This window comes from Colwellia maritima (assembly GCF_022669015.1).
GTDB classification, from domain to species: domain Bacteria; phylum Pseudomonadota; class Gammaproteobacteria; order Enterobacterales; family Alteromonadaceae; genus Colwellia; species Colwellia maritima.
On record NZ_JAKKSL010000001.1, the window covers coordinates 1,420,273 to 1,435,663 of the forward strand.

Consider the following 15,391-nt stretch of genomic DNA (forward strand, 5'->3'; position numbering starts at 1 on the left):
GTGATCGTTTGAATTACATGAATACAGAGATAGAGCTCAAATACCAATTATCAGAGAGTAATGATGAGAATAGTTCAGTTGTCGAGGCAATTACCAACATGTTAACGACTCAGAATTGCGTTTTTGACATGCATCAATATAAATTAATTAATGATTATTATGATAATGATAACTTGGATTTAAGAAAAATGGATTTTGGTCTGCGAATACGGACTAACGCGCTAAAAACTCAAGAACAGCATTTTGAGCAAACTATCAAAACAGCGGGTAAGGTTATTGATGGTTTGCATAAACGTCCAGAATATAATGTAGATATACAAAGTAACACTTTAAGCTTGGCTTTGTTCCCCGAAAATATTTGGCCTGAAAATACAAATGTTGAGCAATTACAGCAAAGTTTACACGTGATTTTTTCAACTGATTTTTTACGACAAACTTGGCTTATTCATCAAGGGGGAAATATCCTTGAACTTGCGTTAGATCTAGGTGAAATTTATACCGCACAGGGAAAATCAACGCTGCCTATTAATGAAATAGAAATTGAATTAGTCAGTGGTGATGAACAAGCGCTATTTTTTCGGCAAAGCAATTAAAAGAGATTGTTTTAATGGAGCCTTCAAACGTGAGTAAAGCGGCACGCGGCTATCGTCTTTATTATGATAAAGCTGTATCGCAATAATAAATGGCCAAATTTGGATTTGTTTGTATTATTCAAGTTTATTCAGGTTCGTTAAAATTTGTTCTCGTTGCTAAGGTAATTTATTTTCGCTTGTATTAACGTGCTCAATTAGTTCATCCATTAGTTTTCTTTTAATTTCAAGTTGTTGTTCTGCTTTTAAATTGTATTTTTCAGCGAGCACTTGGTAATCATCAGGGGCTAAACTAACGGTAAGGCGAGGACGTTTAGGACGTTTGTTGATAGTAAGACCTAAGATATCGCGAATTTGATCTGAAGGGCTTAAACCGGCTTCAAGGGCTTGCTTTCTAATTGATAATTGTATTTTTTCATCCATATCAAAAGCAACTTGAACTGCTTTAATCGCTTTTAGGGAAGATTGCCATTTTTCAGGCATTTTTTTAGTCATGAGAGTCTCTAATTACGTCGTTTATTGTTACATCAACTTGCAGAATACATATCAATTATATCAGTCAACGGTCTGAAAATAGTTAAGAAAACATCGGTATCACCGTCCTGCCAAACTTCAATATCAATGCCTTTGCTTTGATCTTCATTATATAACGTATACAGCTCGAATTGTTCACCGCTGTCTTTACCTTCGTAGGCACTTAGGTTTTCGCTACGATGATCTTTACGATGAAAATAACCGACTTTTGCAAATATGCTTTGCCGGTATTGTTCACTACTCCGCCTAGTTGTTATGTTGGTGTCAGCTTGTCGCTCAAGAAAGGCTTCGCCCGGTTCGTCAAAAATTTGAGAAAAAGCATCTAAATCAAATAATGTTTCAACGTCTTCATGTTCAATTTTTAAGGCAAACTTAAGCTCGGTTGTATCGTCTACTTCTAATGTTAAAAATAATAAAAGATCATTACTGCCTTGTAGTGTCCACTCTGTTTGGGTATTTTCTTCATATTCATAACTGTTTACTGCTGTAACTTGAAATTCTTGGTTTCGCAATATTTCAGGTAATGCAAAACTGTCAGTTAATACGATAATATCCCCGACTAAAAGTTGATTTACATGGGTTAACTTTCGTTGATCTTCCTTTTTATTTTTAGTGAAAATATTTTTTATAAAACTCATAAAATACCTTTAATTGAAAACAGAAATACGCATCACAAGCGTGATAAAAAATAGAGAATAACAATAACACAAGTAGCGAGTTACACTAACTCGCTACTTGTAAACTTGATATCTTATAAACTTGAACTTATATTGACAAACTTATTTTTGTTTAGCTTTAATGCGATCAAGTACTGAGTTTGCGCTGCTATCTTGTGAACCAATGCCCGCGGCTTTCAATTGTGCGGCCAATGACGTGTCTGAATCTTCAGACTCAAGTACCTCAGCGGCTTTCATTTTATCATCAAATTTTTGCTGCTTGGCTTTAATTCGCTCTAATGAATCTTTAGCACTTAACAGTTTAGAGTTACTTGATGAAAAGTTATCAGTAATTGCCGAGGTTGCTTTTTGTACGCTTTCAGTTGTTTTTACCATAGACAATTGACGCTTATGTTCATTTACCTGACGCTCACTTTTCTTAACTAAGTCTTTTAATCTCTCAGCACTACCGGCAAAACTGTCATGAGCTTGTTGCTGCGCTGTTAAACTGCTCTCTAAGTTTGCAATTTTTTCGGCCACTGCAAGTGCTAATGTTTCGTCGCCTTTTTCTAGCGCCTGTCCAAGATAACCTTCATGTTCGCTTATTTCTTTTTGTAAGCGAGCTACTTCGCGTTGTGCTGCCATTTGTTCGGCCATAACGCCCGTTAAGTCACGTTTTGCTTTAGTTAAGTGATGTTCGGCATCACGAATTTCTTGTTCAAAAATACGGGTTGCATTGGCATCAATAATGGCTTCGCCGACTTCTGAAGCGCCACCACGAATAGCTGTCATAATTTTTTTAAATATACTCATTTTTTTCTCCTAATAAGGTAACCTTTACATTAACCGCATAACATTTGTCACTTGGTTAAAGTAGGTAGTCGCCCATATCATCAATAACTTCTAATGCATTATTATTTAATACGGCCAATTCGTGTTCTATATCATCAAAGTTTGAGTTAATAGACAGAGCACCAAAAATCACATATTTATCACCAATCTTTGAGAATGATGACAATGGCATAGGTATGTTCATTTCTAACATGCTCTCGTGCATTGCAGCAATGCTATTAGGCTTAACTTCTTCAACTCCCCAAAGGTAGCTGATGCATAGAATTTGATCATCTGTAACAGAAACAAAAATGGGTAATTCTTCTCTTCCCAAAATAGTAACTTGTAGTACATCAACTTCACCTGAAATAGGTTGGCAGTCAAAATTCATCCCTGTTTCTGAATTGTCGGCCAAACTATTTAAATGATCGGCTATAGTATGAATATTCATGTATTTCCTATCCTTAATTATCTACTGATGATGACATAATATGTCAACGAGGTTAAATTTATCACTTTGACATATTATGTCAAGTGTTTTTTGTTTTCTTTTACTTCTTTTTTAAATGTGTAATTTTTATCTTCCCTAGCTTTTATTTATTGAATCCCTTGTTGGTTCTGCCAAGCTTGTTGATGTAATTGGTAAAGGGTGTGGCTTCCCGGCGTATTTACGCCAATATTCTCAGTATTATTATAGAAATCATTAGGGAAAATAAAAGCAGATTTTAATAAATCTAAATTGAGCCATCTAGGTTGTATGGGGAGTTTATCTAATTTATTCAACCTTGCTAATGGACTTGCCCCCATTTTAGCCCCAATAGTCCAACCCCATTCACCAAAGCTAGGTACATTGTCATGGTATTGCTGAACATGAGTAAATTCTGCTGCTTTTAATGTTTTGCCAATTGAGATAAAAGAACCTTTTGCATGATAGGGTTTGGTTGATTGAATGGCAATTAAACCATCGCCGCCGAGTAATTGCTTTAATCTTGCATAAAAGTTAACTGTGTATAGTTTGTTCAAATCGGGATGGCTTGGATCAGGTAAATCCACAATAATTGCGTCGAAAACTTGTCCAGATTTTAGTAATTCATTAATGGTTATAAAAGCATCGCTACGTAAAATAGTAACACGACTATCTTGTAAACTACCCTTATTCATATAACTGATTTTTCTCGCTAAGCTAGAGTTTACATGTGTGCTTGGGTCTTTAAAAATATCAATCAATTCACTATCTAAATCTATTAATGTGACGCTGTTTGGTGAATATTTCAATACGCCTCGAAGTGCTAAACCATCTCCGCCACCAACAATTAAAATGTTGTCATGACGTGCTGAACCGGCGAGAACAGGCGCCACTAAGTAATCATGATAAATATGCTCATCGATAGACGAAAATTGTAAACGACCATTAATATAAAAATTAATTATGCTTTGTTGTGTTTTACCAAACTGTGTATTAGTAGAATTAACTCCCATGTTTCGTTCAGTAAAGGTAAGTTGTTGGTAGCGTGTTTTTTGAGTATGAACCACTTTATCTAAGTAAAGCACGCTATTCATTTGATTAAGCCATTGATTACCATAATTAAACATTAATAAAATGACGGCAGCTAATAGTAAATGCGCACCAACAAAAGTTTTACGCCAGTGCAATTTTTGCCAATAGCGCATAATAAAAAAAGCACCTGCTATCAGATTAAGACTTGCGGTTAATGCTGCGGCTTTACTTATATCAATGCTTAATAAAAACACTACCCAAACAGCGGCACCTACACCTGCACCTATATAGTCTGCACCATAGATAGTGCCAAGATTGTTAGCTAGATGTTGGCCATGAATTTGTTCACGAATTCGGGCTATTAAGGGGATTTCCATACCAATAAAAAACCCTAAAATAACACCAAAAAAATAAGGGCTTTTAAATGCTAAAAAACTTAACGTATCAAAAATACCGCCTTGGGGTAACATGTCTGGTGGTAGTGATAACATATCAGCTATAAGGTGAGGTAAGGTTTGGGTAAATGCGATAAGCGCGCCAATAAATAAAATAGCGCTTGAGCCCAGTAAAGCAATGATTAACTCTAAATATACAAAACCGTTAAAGGCGCAGCGTACTTTACGTGCTGCAAAAGCGCCTAATCCCATAGAGACTATCATTAAGCCGATCATGGTATAAATAGTGCTTTCCATTACACCAAGTACCCTACCGGCGTAGTGTGACAATAGGTATTCATAAATCAAACCACAACCGGCTAACACCGCCATTGTTAAAATTAGCAAGGTATCGTCAAGCAAGCGTGAGTTTTTTGAAGTCATATTAAAAAGTGAGTAAGTGAGGGGCTACCAAAGTAGTGAATTTCAGTTACGAGTGCTATTCAATTGGCTACTCGTAACTGGAAGAGTGTGCTGTTAAGCCATTAGTGCAGTTAAAATAAGCGCAATTGAAATACTTGTTGCCATCTCAATACTAGCAACACCAATATTATGTTGTTGATCAACTTCTTCAACTAAATTAATTCCCCACAATACAATGCGTTTTGCAACTGCAGTTAATATTGAAACCAGTAAGGTCATTATGATGCCAAATATTAACCAACCAAGCAGGTTGTCTACTAAAGTTGCAGGGCTATAGATAATAAAGTGACTGGCGGCGGTAACGGCTAAGGCGGTACTAATAACCTGACCACTATATCTAATAGCAAGGGCTAGTTGACCTTCGCTTAGTGCTTCTTGTAAACAGTCTTCTTGGTTGTTTTTTGCATAACGACTTTCACGAATTCTTGTCACTAAAACCAATACGGCTTGAGCTACAATAAAACCACTGGTTATGGCAATAAAGGTTGAGATGTCTAGGCCATCAACCCAAAGTAAAACAGCGCGAATAATAATGGCTGTGGCAATAGCACCTGCGGCATCTATAATGCCTATACTAAGATTTTTTTCTTTTATGAGTTCTGTTTTATTTAAATGTTGCAGTGCTACCTTGTCTTGAATAAAACGACCTACTTTAATTAAAATTAAACCGTACGTGCCGTATGCTAGCATACCAATGGCTTCTATCAGGTAACTTGGTGCATTTTCACCAGTAATTGCGCCCGTTAATACAATGCCTAATGCTAAAATGCTGCCGGCAACACTTACACCAAATGCAAAGTTATCTTTTTGGGCTAATTCTTCAGTGCTGTTAACTTGACTTGTTAACCCTAATAAAAATCTCATAGCACCTAACAGTATAATAGCAATAGAGATATCTATGGCTAAATACACAAATAGTTGTTGATTGACACCAACGAGTTCATTTAATGAATTTATCATGTTTTCTGTTCCTATTACTTGTTACTTACCACGTCGAAAGCCACGTGATGTGTTGGTGTTTGAATTTCTAAAGCTTGATGTTTTGCTTTTACTTGCATAACTACTTTTCTTAACTGTGTTGCTGCTAAAGCGATTTGCACTCGTTTGAGCGGTTTTGCTCTTACCTGATAGACTAGAAGATCCCGTTCGGTTTTTGCTGTAAGGACTTGCGTATTTTTTACCTTGGTTAGCAAAAGATTTTTTTGTACGTTCATCACTTTGTTTGGTTATTTAATTGGCTAGGGGAGCTATAACGTGTTCGGCCATAATCATTGTAATAACTATAATTACGACTTCTGCCCCAATCATTATAATAGGTACGACGGCCAAATAAGTCGCCCATCATAGAGTACATACCGTACCATGCCCAAAATGACATGCCATTACTACCTGTTTGCCAATGCCCATAACTAGGGTTACCGATAAGTTGCTCACCCGTACCAAAATCTTGTGCCTTGTTAGCACTTTGACTTTGTGTTTTTGATAAGGCATTTATTCGTGGTAGTTGGCCATCAGACATATCCGCTAATACATTAAGAGGATCACTTAAGGCATCTGAGTATAGTGTAGGGTCAGCCGCTTGATAAATGTTAAGTAATTCATCATAAAGGGCTTGGCTTGATGCAAACATTTGTGGCTGAGTTTTAGCGGTATTAATGCGATCGAGAAGGGCCAAATACATGGGGCCTTTCGTTGTGGCATCTTTTTTAAACTCATTAATTAAAGGCACTAACTTAGGCTTTATGGCTGCCACTTTTTGTGCATATTGCTTAATTAGTGTTGCATTGCGTACTTGGTCATTGTTTAAAGCATCACCTAACTGTTCAACTCTTTTTTCAGTAATTGGCAGTTGTTGTAACGCTTGTTCTTTAATTGGGTCCCCACAAGCAGACAATAAAAAAATAACTACCACTAACATTGATCTAGTGCATATACTCTTTAAATACTGTTGAGGAAAAGGGTTTGTTAGCCTTTGCATTACTGCCATCATCTCCATAAAAATGCTATGTTATTTTCAAGTTAGTGTCATAGTAATAGCATTAATGACATATTATGTCTATTATCCTGACTGTCATATTCAATAAAAGTCTAAATATAAATACTACATATTAAAGGAACGCTTTTGTCTATTCTTACTTTATTACCGCATCATGATAATAACTTACTTGAGCAGCAGCAACAAAAAAGTTGGCAGCAATTTAGCCAAAGACAACATCCTAAAAGCTATCAAGCGTTAACATCTCAACAACTTAAACACTTTAAATTAGCGATTACTTTGAGTGATTTTATCTTAACAAGTGCGTTACAAGCGCCTGAATTAGTGATTGAATTATTTGTAAGTAAAAGTGTGTACCAGGAACAAACACCTGAATATGCTTGTTTGATTCAAGCGTTATTAGAAAATTGTCAAAGTGAAGAGCAGTTACACCGTTTATTGAGACGTTTTCGTTTGCAACAAATGGTAAATATTGCGATTGCTGATTTGGTGCTGAATATTCCATTAGAATACTCATTAGAAAGGCTATCATTATTAGCCGATGCTTTGATTCAAGGTAGTTTGCATTGGTTAACTGAGTTTTGTCAGGATAAATGGGGGACGCCAATGAGCAAATCAGGTGAACCTCAGTCTTTGTTGGTTTATGGCATGGGGAAGCTTGGCGGTAAAGAGCTGAATTTCTCTTCTGATATTGACCTTATTTTTGTTTACCCACATAGCGGTGAAACTCAAGGGTGTCGGCGTAATTTAGATAATCAACAATTTTTCACTCGCTTAGCGCAAAAATTAATAGCTTCATTGCATCAGCAAACAGCGGATGGTTTTGTTTACCGTGTTGATATGCGCTTAAGGCCTTTTGGTGATAGTGGTCCTTTGGTTTTAACGTTTAGTGCTATGGAAGATTACTACCAAGAACAAGGCCGAGATTGGGAACGATATGCCATGCTTAAAGCGCGTGTTATTCCGCCAATATTAAAACTGTCAACAAATGAGCCTTCGATAAATGAAGAGCAGAGCTATCATCAACAACTCTCAACCTTATTAAAGCCCTTTGTTTATCGACGGTATATCGATTTTAGTGTGATTGACAGCTTACGTAAAATGAAAAGCATGATTTCGCAAGAAGTACGCCGTAAGCAATTAGTTAACAACATAAAATTAGGGGCCGGTGGTATTCGAGAAATTGAATTCATCGTACAAGTTTTTCAGTTAATTCGCGGCGGAAGGGTAAAAGAACTTCAACAACGTAACTTGCTAACAGTGTTACCTGAATTAGTGACATCAGGTGAGATAGAAGAAGAAAGTAAAATTGTTTTAGAGAATGCGTATTGTTTTTTACGGCGAGTAGAAAATATTTTACAAGCCTTAGCAGACAAACAAACCCAAACATTGCCTGATAATGCCTTGGACAAACAACGGCTGCTGTATGTACTTAATATTGACTGTTGGGATAGTTTTATGCAGATTCTGCAGGGCCATATGGATGGTGTACATGAGAAGTTTGAAGAGTTAATTGGTATTGAGGGGCCAAATAATCAAGCAGAAGATCAGCATTGGAGTGTGTTGTGGAATAGCCGTTGGAATAATGAAGAATCAATTGCATGGATTGAACAAGAACTCGTAAAACAAAATTCGAGTGAATGGAAAAGTGATACTGTTTGGCATTTACTTGCCGACTTTAGAGATGATGTCGGTAAACGTAGTATTGGCAGCAGAGGTAGGCAAGTATTAGACAAATTGATTCAAGACTTATTTGCCATATTCAACTAGCCAAACAAGCCGAGTTTGTATTAGAGCGTGTTTTACATGTATTCAAAAAAATAGTTACCCGAACCGCCTATTTAGAGCTTCTCTTTGAAAATGAAGGGGCGCTTAAGCAACTAATACAATTATGCCAAGCCGGCAGTTGGGTAGCTGACTATATTGCTAAATATCCGATTTTATTAGATGAGTTAATTGACCCAACCTTATTACACAATCCACCAAAACTGTCGGCATATGGACTGGAATTGCGTGAAAGCATGCTACGTATTCCAGAAGAAGATCTTGAAGCACAAATGGATGGTTTACGTTTGTTCAAACAATCACAACAATTACGTATAGCCGCCGCCGATATTGCCGAAGTGTTAGATGTGAAAAAAGTAAGCCAAGCACTTAACCGCTTTAGCTGAAGCCATTATTAACGAAGTGATTAATATTGCTTGGCAACAAGTTGCTAATCGTTTTGGTGTTCCTAAATCAACGCTTGAAAGTAACAGTAAAGGTTTTGCTGTTATTGCTTATGGAAAAACAGGGGGGAACGAGCTGAGTTACGGTTCTGATCTAGATCTTGTTTTTGTGCACCACAGCCCTGAAAATGATGAAACCACAGGGTTAGCTAATGGCGATAAGCAAGTTGCTGCTAGCCAGTTTTACATGAAATTAGCACAACGTATAATGCATATTTTTAACACGCGCATGAACAGTGGTATTTTATATGAATTAGACATGCGTTTGCGTCCTTCAGGTAATTCTGGTGTGTTAGTAATTCACATTAACACGTTTGGGCAATACCAAATGCAAGATGCATGGACGTGGGAACATCAAGCACTTGTTCGAGCGCGTTTAGTGTATGGTAATGAAGTCATTGCTAAAGAATTCAAAGCTATTCGAGAACAGGTATTAAGTAAAAAAAGAGATCTTGCTAAATTGAAAGGTGAGGTACGTGAAATGCGCGAAAAAATGCGTAACCATTTGGATAAGTCTGAGGGTGATCTTATTGATATTAAGCAAGGTCTTGGCGGATTGGTCGATATTGAATTTTTAGCGCAATATTTAGTACTAGCCAACAGTTGTGAATATCCCAATTTAATGGAATATTGCAATAATGTCAGTATTTTTAAAGCGTTAGCTACGCTTGAAATAGTCAGTGAAGAAGAGAAAGCGTTGTTGATAAGTACCTATCAACAACTTAGAGATTACGGTCATAAGGCGACGTTGCAAAACGAAGCGTTACTCATAGATAAACGTTTACTGACAGAACAACACAAAATCACTTTATTATGGAGTAAATTCCTTTAATGTTTTTTTGCTTCAATCGTTAATGAATCAAAGCGTTAAATACACTCAATACTTGGGTTGAGTTCATGCTTTTTAAATATAGGTTTATTTTAACAATAGGCACTCATCGTCAAGGTATTTTGGTGGTTCATTAACAAAAACCAGAGTACGTTGACGGTAACAAAAATAGGTGTTGAGACCTTCTTGGAAGTGCCCCGCGACAGCTCTGCCTATTTGACTAGCTGTTTTTAATATATCTTTATTAATGCGGAAAGGGTCTTTAACAATAAAATCTTTATTGATCCACCAAATAACTTCTAGCCCGTCATTAGTCGCATACTCTGAAATTTTTTGATAAAGGGTTTCTCCTTTTCTGAAAGCTCTGGACTCCTTAGTTCCACTCCAGGTTTTACGAAAAGGACGAACAATTATTTCTCTAGCTCGTAGTATTTCAACTAAGTCACCTTCGGGATCAGGTAAAAATATAATGTTATTTCTTACTTTACGTTTACTGTCATCGCCGTAAATTTTGGCATAAAAGTTGGAAAGTCCTTCTGCAGCAGCATTGCTTGATTGTTGTACCTGCTGATATTTAGACTTAGCTTTCTCCGTGTCAATGGCAGACTTTTTCTCAGCGGAGGCTTCAACGGGTAACAATTGAGTGTTCTCTGCAGATAGCGAAAGCAGAACATCCTTATTAAGGAAAAAAGCGACGCCGAGTCCAATTAAAATAATGGCTATAACAACGTTTCGAATCCAAAATCCCATGATAATTAAATATCCAATGTCCAACTATTGTGTCTATACCATACAAAATAGTCGTTATTTTATAAAGCATTAAATTTAAATGCTATTTATATACCGAAGGGGCATCGGGATCCGGGCGAGTTTTGAAGCGTCTATGTAACCACATGTATTGTTCTGGCTTACGTAGAATCGCTTTTTCAACTTCCTGATTCACTCGGGTTGCATCAACAATATCGTCTTTGCTTGGAAAGTTTTCCAACGCAGGCGTAATTTCAACACTATAACCGCTGCCATCGTCATGTCGTTTTGGTATTAACATAAAGGTTTTGGTTTTTGGTTGTCGAGCAAAAATAAGAGTACCTGTGGTGGTGGCCGTTTCTTTTACATCAAAAAAAGGAACAAAAACGCTGCGGTTTCTTCCGTAGTCTTGATCAGGTAAATATAAGCAAGAGTCACCTGCTCTGATCGCTTTTATCAAGCCTTTAACGTCACGCTTACCTAACATATACTTATTAGAACGTCCTCGCCCCCTGAACTGGAAAAATTCCATAAGCCGGTTATTGTGCGGGCGATAAAAAATAACTAAGGGATGTTGAAGTCCAAAGCCCCTTCCTATAATTTCAGCAGATAAATAATGCATAGCTAAAATATAGATATTTTCACCTGCTTGTTTTGCGTTTTCTAAATGCTCTAATCCCGTTACGGTAAATTTTCGCTTTACTCGCCAATCAGGCCACCACCGACCCATACCCGTTTCAAATAGCGCAATGCCTGTGTTTTCAAAATTTTTCTTTAAAATACGATTTCGTTCTTGTTCGCTCATATTAGGAAAACATAGCTTTAAATTAACATCAGCAACGTGTTTTCTTTTTGAGCCGATTTTTAATAATAAACGCCCCAGTAGACGCCCTAAGCCAAGTTGCCATTTGTAAGGCAGCCATGAAATGCTATAAAGAATAAACACACCTAACCAAGTTAACCAGTATTTAGGTAACAAAAAAGCTAGTTTAAAATCAGGCTGTAATACTTTATTTCTACTCACTGTACATTCTCTTGGTTAAACACGGGGAATTTTATAGTGATGATTATATAGGCTTAGGCTAGTTTTATGAAAGAAGAACCTGTCGTTTTATTTAAAGAGTCGTGAAGCTTGCCGTATTTTCAAGTAGAATATCTCTATCGTGGTTATAACCATCGCTACCACCAAGTGAAGATAGTAAATGAATAGTCAAGCACAACAAAATGGACCAGATAAAGAAATTGAGTTAATTATTGGTAATTCTAACTCAAATTTTTCTGGTGTAACGTCAACCATGTTACAACTGTTATCTACACAACAGAAATTGATAAACCTAAGGGTGATGGGTAAGCATCATTTACCCGATGAATCCCTCAATATTACTTTTTGGCAAGTGGCTAAATTATGTAAAACACCTTTGGCTAGTGGTCGCTATCGAATTTTTCATGCGCGCCGAGTAGATGAAATGATCCAAGCTCTTTTGTTAAAGCACATTTTTAGAGCAAAAATTAAAATCGTCTTTAGTAGTGCCGCACAACGTCATCGTAGCGGTTTTACCTTGTGGTTAACCGATAGAATGGATGCCTTGTTAGCTATGTGTAATGCCTCAGCAAGTTATCTACACCGTAAACCTGATGCGATTATTTATCACGGAGTTAAAACGGATGTTTATACGCCTCCGGAAGATAAAGCTACAGCCTGGCAAGCGCTTAATATTTTGCCTGAATCAATAAATAAGAATAAGCAAGGTATTGCTATTTTAGGGCGAGTGCGCGAACAAAAAGGCGTACATTTATTTGTTCGAAGTTGTATTGAGTTACTTGATAAATATCCAGATTATACGGCAGTAGTGGTTGGCTCTATTAGTGCAAGTAATGAAAATTTTGTCAAAGGTTTACAGGCAGAAATAGACAAAGCCGGCTTAACAGAGCGTATTATCTTTGGTGAGCAAAACTTTGCCGACATACCAAAAATATTCAGCGCGTTATCTTTAGTGGTTGCTTTAAGTGAAAACGAGGGATTTGGCTTAACGATTCTTGAAGCCATGAGTAGTGAAGCCGCCGTATTGGCAAGTGAAGCAGGGGCTTGGCCAGAAGTTGTACGTGAAGGGGTTGATGGTTACGTGGTACCCGTTAATGATTTACCTGCGGTAGTTGAGAAAATGGACTTATTGTTGAATGATCAAGAAAAGTTAATTCAAATGGGAAAAAATGGTCGTTCGCGAGTGCTAAAGCATTATTCAGTACAACGTGAAGCGAAACAATTGGTCGATTTTTTTAGAGGCTTGATGTAAACCAACATAACACACTTATCTTTATAAAACTAAACCGCCTACGTTAAATATGAGTATGCGGTTTAGCTTCAAAGAAATGAATTGTTTTTACTGTTCAGCAATTAAGCCTGAGTTGATCGCTGTAATATCTTCATCGGTAATCGTACCACCGTAAAGACGTTTTAATAATAAAACGTTTTGAATATAAGCATAACGTGTTGATGATAAATTACGTTTTGCATTGTATAAATTACGTGTACTGTCTAATACATCAACAATGGTACGTGTACCTACTTCAAAGCCGCCTTCGGTTGCTTCTAGCGCTTTAGTTGCACTCAATACTGATTGTTCTAATGCTTTAATACCTGAAATAGTCGTCATTACCGTGTTATAGGCATTGCGGGTAGTACGCACAACGGCGCGATGTGTTTGCATTAAATTTTGACTGGCTAACACAAAATTACTCTGCGCTTGACGAACGCTACTTTCGATTGCGCCACCTGAGTAAATTGGCACATTCAAGGTTACGCCAACGGAATAATCATCTAAAATAGGTGTGTTTAGGTTGATGGAATTAGTCTCTGATTCTCCATCAGTTCTATTGTAACTGGCACTTAAGTCGAGTGTTGGGTAATGGCCTGCGCGGGCCGAATTAATGGTTTGTTTCGCTATTTCAATACCCACTTTTGAAGCAATTAGATCTAAGTTTTTGGCTTCTGCTGCTTTTTGCCATTCATCAGCACTATTTGGTGTAGGTGTTGACGTACTAAAACGAGCAGTATTCAATACATTAATATCTCTAGGATAAGTATTAGTAATAACACGTAATTCTTCTTCAGCACTAAGAATAGCATTTTCAGCACGGATTTCTTCAGTTACCGCATTATCATATTGGGCTTGTGCTTCATGTACATCAGTGATTGCGGTTAAACCCACAGAAAAACGCTGTTTAGTTTGTTCTAATTGACGTGCAATGGCTGCTTTTTCTGCTTTAGCAAAAGCTAAATCATCTTTGGTGCTTAATAAAGCGAAATAGGCTTGAGTAACACGAACAATTAAATCTTGTTTTGCCACTTGGTAAGACAAATCACTTTGATGAGCTGATTTTTCTGCAATACCTAAGCGCAACCAAGTGTCATGATGGTAAAGTTGCATATTTAAATTTGCACCATAACTTAATGAGTCATACTCTGTTTCGCTGATAACGCCATTGGGTAATGTTTCAATAGGCGGGTTGTATGATTCTGAGCTGCCGTCAGTATAACTAGCATAGCCACTTAGCTGTGGTAGCAATGCTGAACGCGCTTGAACAATATCTTCTTTTACAATGTTAAATTGTGCTTGTGCTTTTAAAACGACAGTATCGTTTAATAAAGCTTGCTGATAGACTGACAACAAATCATCAGCTTGGGCATTTGTGGCTGCCATTGCACTAGCAATAGCTATAATCAATGTACTTAATGTTTTTTTCATGAGTCGATCTTTCCTTGGGGAGATTTATTCCCGTATTATATAGCGATATAATATATCAATACCGTTTCATTTTTTATATCAGCTTATGTTACAGAAATTTCAAAATTAACTAAATAAAATAAGTATTTGGTAGTGTAACAAATTATTATTAAAAAGAGAGTATTTATGCAAGATGATAAACCCAATCCTATACCTATGCTGCAATTTGATCAAAAGGATGTGACTATTTCAGCGGTTAAAACAAAGTATGATGGTTTTTTTAAATTAAATGAATATCACCTTCAGCATAAATTGTTTTCAAGTAAGGTAAGTGGTGAATTTACTAGAGAAGTTTTTGAGCGGGGCGATGCGGTAGTTGTTATGCTTTATGATCCAATTAAAGACAATGTATTGTTATTGGAACAGTTCAGAACTGGCGCCCTACGCATGGGTGACACCCCTTGGATGCTTGAATTTGTTGCCGGCATGTTTGATGAGGATGAAAGCCCCATTGATGTTGCCGTGAGAGAAACGAAAGAAGAGGCAAATATAGTATTAGATCCCTCGGATATTAAGCCTATAATGCAATACCTTTCTAGCCCTGGAGGTACAAGTGAGTGTATTTATTTATATTGGGCGCCTTTTGATAGTACTTTAGTCTCTCCAGGTAGTATTTTTGGTTTAGACGATGAAAATGAAGATATCTTGTTACATATTGCTTCACGTGTAGAGGCGTTAGCTTTATTAGCCGAAGGTAAAATCACAAATGCCGCGACGGTAATTGGGTTACAATGGTTAGCAATGAATTACCAAACTTTATAAAATAAGTTGGACAATGGTCTAACAAAGGAACGTAGTGAGTTTTTTTCCAAACAGTACTGTAAATCGAAAAAAAATATC

Annotated in this window: 17 protein-coding genes; 6 read left to right on the forward strand and 11 right to left on the reverse strand. The window is 36.9% G+C overall.

Annotated features, from left to right (window positions below; translation table 11 throughout):
* Positions 1-17 precede the first annotated feature (17 nt).
* Entirely contained in the window at positions 18-593 is a 576-nt protein-coding gene (locus L3081_RS07010) for a CYTH domain-containing protein (protein WP_242284433.1), read from the forward strand.
* A 156-nt stretch (positions 594-749) separates the two neighbouring features.
* Here the strand turns inward: L3081_RS07010 and L3081_RS07015 are convergent, their stop codons facing one another.
* The 8 genes from L3081_RS07015 to L3081_RS07045 form a co-directional block, all read right to left on the reverse strand.
* On the reverse strand, positions 750-1,085 hold the full coding sequence (locus L3081_RS07015) for a hypothetical protein (protein ID WP_242284435.1): 336 nt from the start codon (positions 1,083-1,085) through the stop codon (positions 750-752).
* Between the two features lie 32 nt (positions 1,086-1,117).
* Entirely contained in the window at positions 1,118-1,762 is a 645-nt protein-coding gene (locus L3081_RS07020) for a hypothetical protein (protein ID WP_242284436.1), read from the reverse strand.
* Between the two features lie 141 nt (positions 1,763-1,903).
* Entirely contained in the window at positions 1,904-2,593 is a 690-nt protein-coding gene (locus L3081_RS07025; RefSeq protein WP_242284438.1) for a PspA/IM30 family protein, read from the reverse strand.
* A 55-nt stretch (positions 2,594-2,648) separates the two neighbouring features.
* Complete coding sequence (locus L3081_RS07030; protein WP_242284440.1) at positions 2,649-3,062, reverse strand: YjfI family protein; 414 nt, start codon at positions 3,060-3,062, stop codon at positions 2,649-2,651.
* Between the two features lie 146 nt (positions 3,063-3,208).
* Entirely contained in the window at positions 3,209-4,927 is a 1,719-nt protein-coding gene (locus L3081_RS07035) for a polyamine aminopropyltransferase (RefSeq protein WP_242284442.1), read from the reverse strand.
* A gap of 93 nt (positions 4,928-5,020) precedes the next feature.
* Positions 5,021-5,923: a DUF350 domain-containing protein gene (locus tag L3081_RS07040; protein ID WP_242285625.1), complete on the reverse strand. Its 903-nt coding sequence runs from the start codon at positions 5,921-5,923 to the stop codon at positions 5,021-5,023.
* A gap of 17 nt (positions 5,924-5,940) precedes the next feature.
* Entirely contained in the window at positions 5,941-6,183 is a 243-nt protein-coding gene (locus tag L3081_RS28080) for a hypothetical protein (RefSeq protein ID WP_338027148.1), read from the reverse strand.
* On the reverse strand, positions 6,180-6,878 hold the full coding sequence (locus L3081_RS07045) for a hypothetical protein (protein WP_338027149.1): 699 nt from the start codon (positions 6,876-6,878) through the stop codon (positions 6,180-6,182). Before L3081_RS07045 ends, L3081_RS28080 begins: the two co-directional genes overlap by 4 nt.
* Positions 6,879-7,088: 210 nt before the next feature.
* Between L3081_RS07045 and glnE the strand changes: the two genes are divergently transcribed.
* The 3 genes from glnE (at position 7,089) to L3081_RS28085 (ending at position 10,022) form a co-directional block, all read left to right on the forward strand.
* Positions 7,089-8,732, forward strand: coding sequence for a bifunctional [glutamate--ammonia ligase]-adenylyl-L-tyrosine phosphorylase/[glutamate--ammonia-ligase] adenylyltransferase (gene glnE / locus L3081_RS07050; protein ID WP_242284444.1), 1,644 nt, complete (start codon positions 7,089-7,091; stop codon positions 8,730-8,732).
* Positions 8,733-8,884: 152 nt separating this feature from the next.
* Entirely contained in the window at positions 8,885-9,133 is a 249-nt protein-coding gene (locus L3081_RS26555) for a hypothetical protein (protein WP_338027270.1), read from the forward strand.
* Between the two features lie 16 nt (positions 9,134-9,149).
* A complete protein-coding gene (locus L3081_RS28085) occupies positions 9,150-10,022 on the forward strand; it encodes a [protein-PII] uridylyltransferase family protein (RefSeq protein ID WP_338027150.1) in 873 nt (290 codons plus the stop codon).
* Positions 10,023-10,106: 84 nt separating this feature from the next.
* Here the strand turns inward: L3081_RS28085 and L3081_RS07065 are convergent, their stop codons facing one another.
* Both L3081_RS07065 and lpxL read right to left on the reverse strand, forming a co-directional pair.
* Entirely contained in the window at positions 10,107-10,769 is a 663-nt protein-coding gene (locus tag L3081_RS07065) for a TcpQ domain-containing protein (RefSeq protein WP_242284446.1), read from the reverse strand.
* Positions 10,770-10,851: 82 nt separating this feature from the next.
* Positions 10,852-11,790 (reverse strand): LpxL/LpxP family Kdo(2)-lipid IV(A) lauroyl/palmitoleoyl acyltransferase, encoded by a 939-nt coding sequence (lpxL, locus tag L3081_RS07070; RefSeq protein ID WP_242284447.1) that lies wholly within the window; start codon positions 11,788-11,790, stop codon positions 10,852-10,854.
* Between the two features lie 178 nt (positions 11,791-11,968).
* On the opposite strand from lpxL, the gene L3081_RS07075 reads away from it, so the two are divergent.
* Positions 11,969-13,060 carry a glycosyltransferase family 4 protein gene (locus tag L3081_RS07075; protein ID WP_242284449.1) on the forward strand — a complete coding sequence of 364 codons (1,092 nt, stop codon included), beginning with the start codon at positions 11,969-11,971 and terminating at the stop codon, positions 13,058-13,060.
* A gap of 87 nt (positions 13,061-13,147) precedes the next feature.
* Here L3081_RS07075 and tolC read toward each other — a convergent pair whose 3' ends face one another.
* Positions 13,148-14,512, reverse strand: a complete 1,365-nt coding sequence (gene tolC, locus L3081_RS07080) for an outer membrane channel protein TolC (protein ID WP_242284451.1) — start codon at positions 14,510-14,512, stop codon at positions 13,148-13,150.
* Between the two features lie 165 nt (positions 14,513-14,677).
* Here tolC and L3081_RS07085 point away from each other — a divergent pair, with 165 nt between their 5' ends.
* Positions 14,678-15,313, forward strand: a complete 636-nt coding sequence (locus tag L3081_RS07085) for an NUDIX domain-containing protein (protein WP_242284453.1) — start codon at positions 14,678-14,680, stop codon at positions 15,311-15,313.
* Positions 15,314-15,391 lie beyond the last annotated feature (78 nt).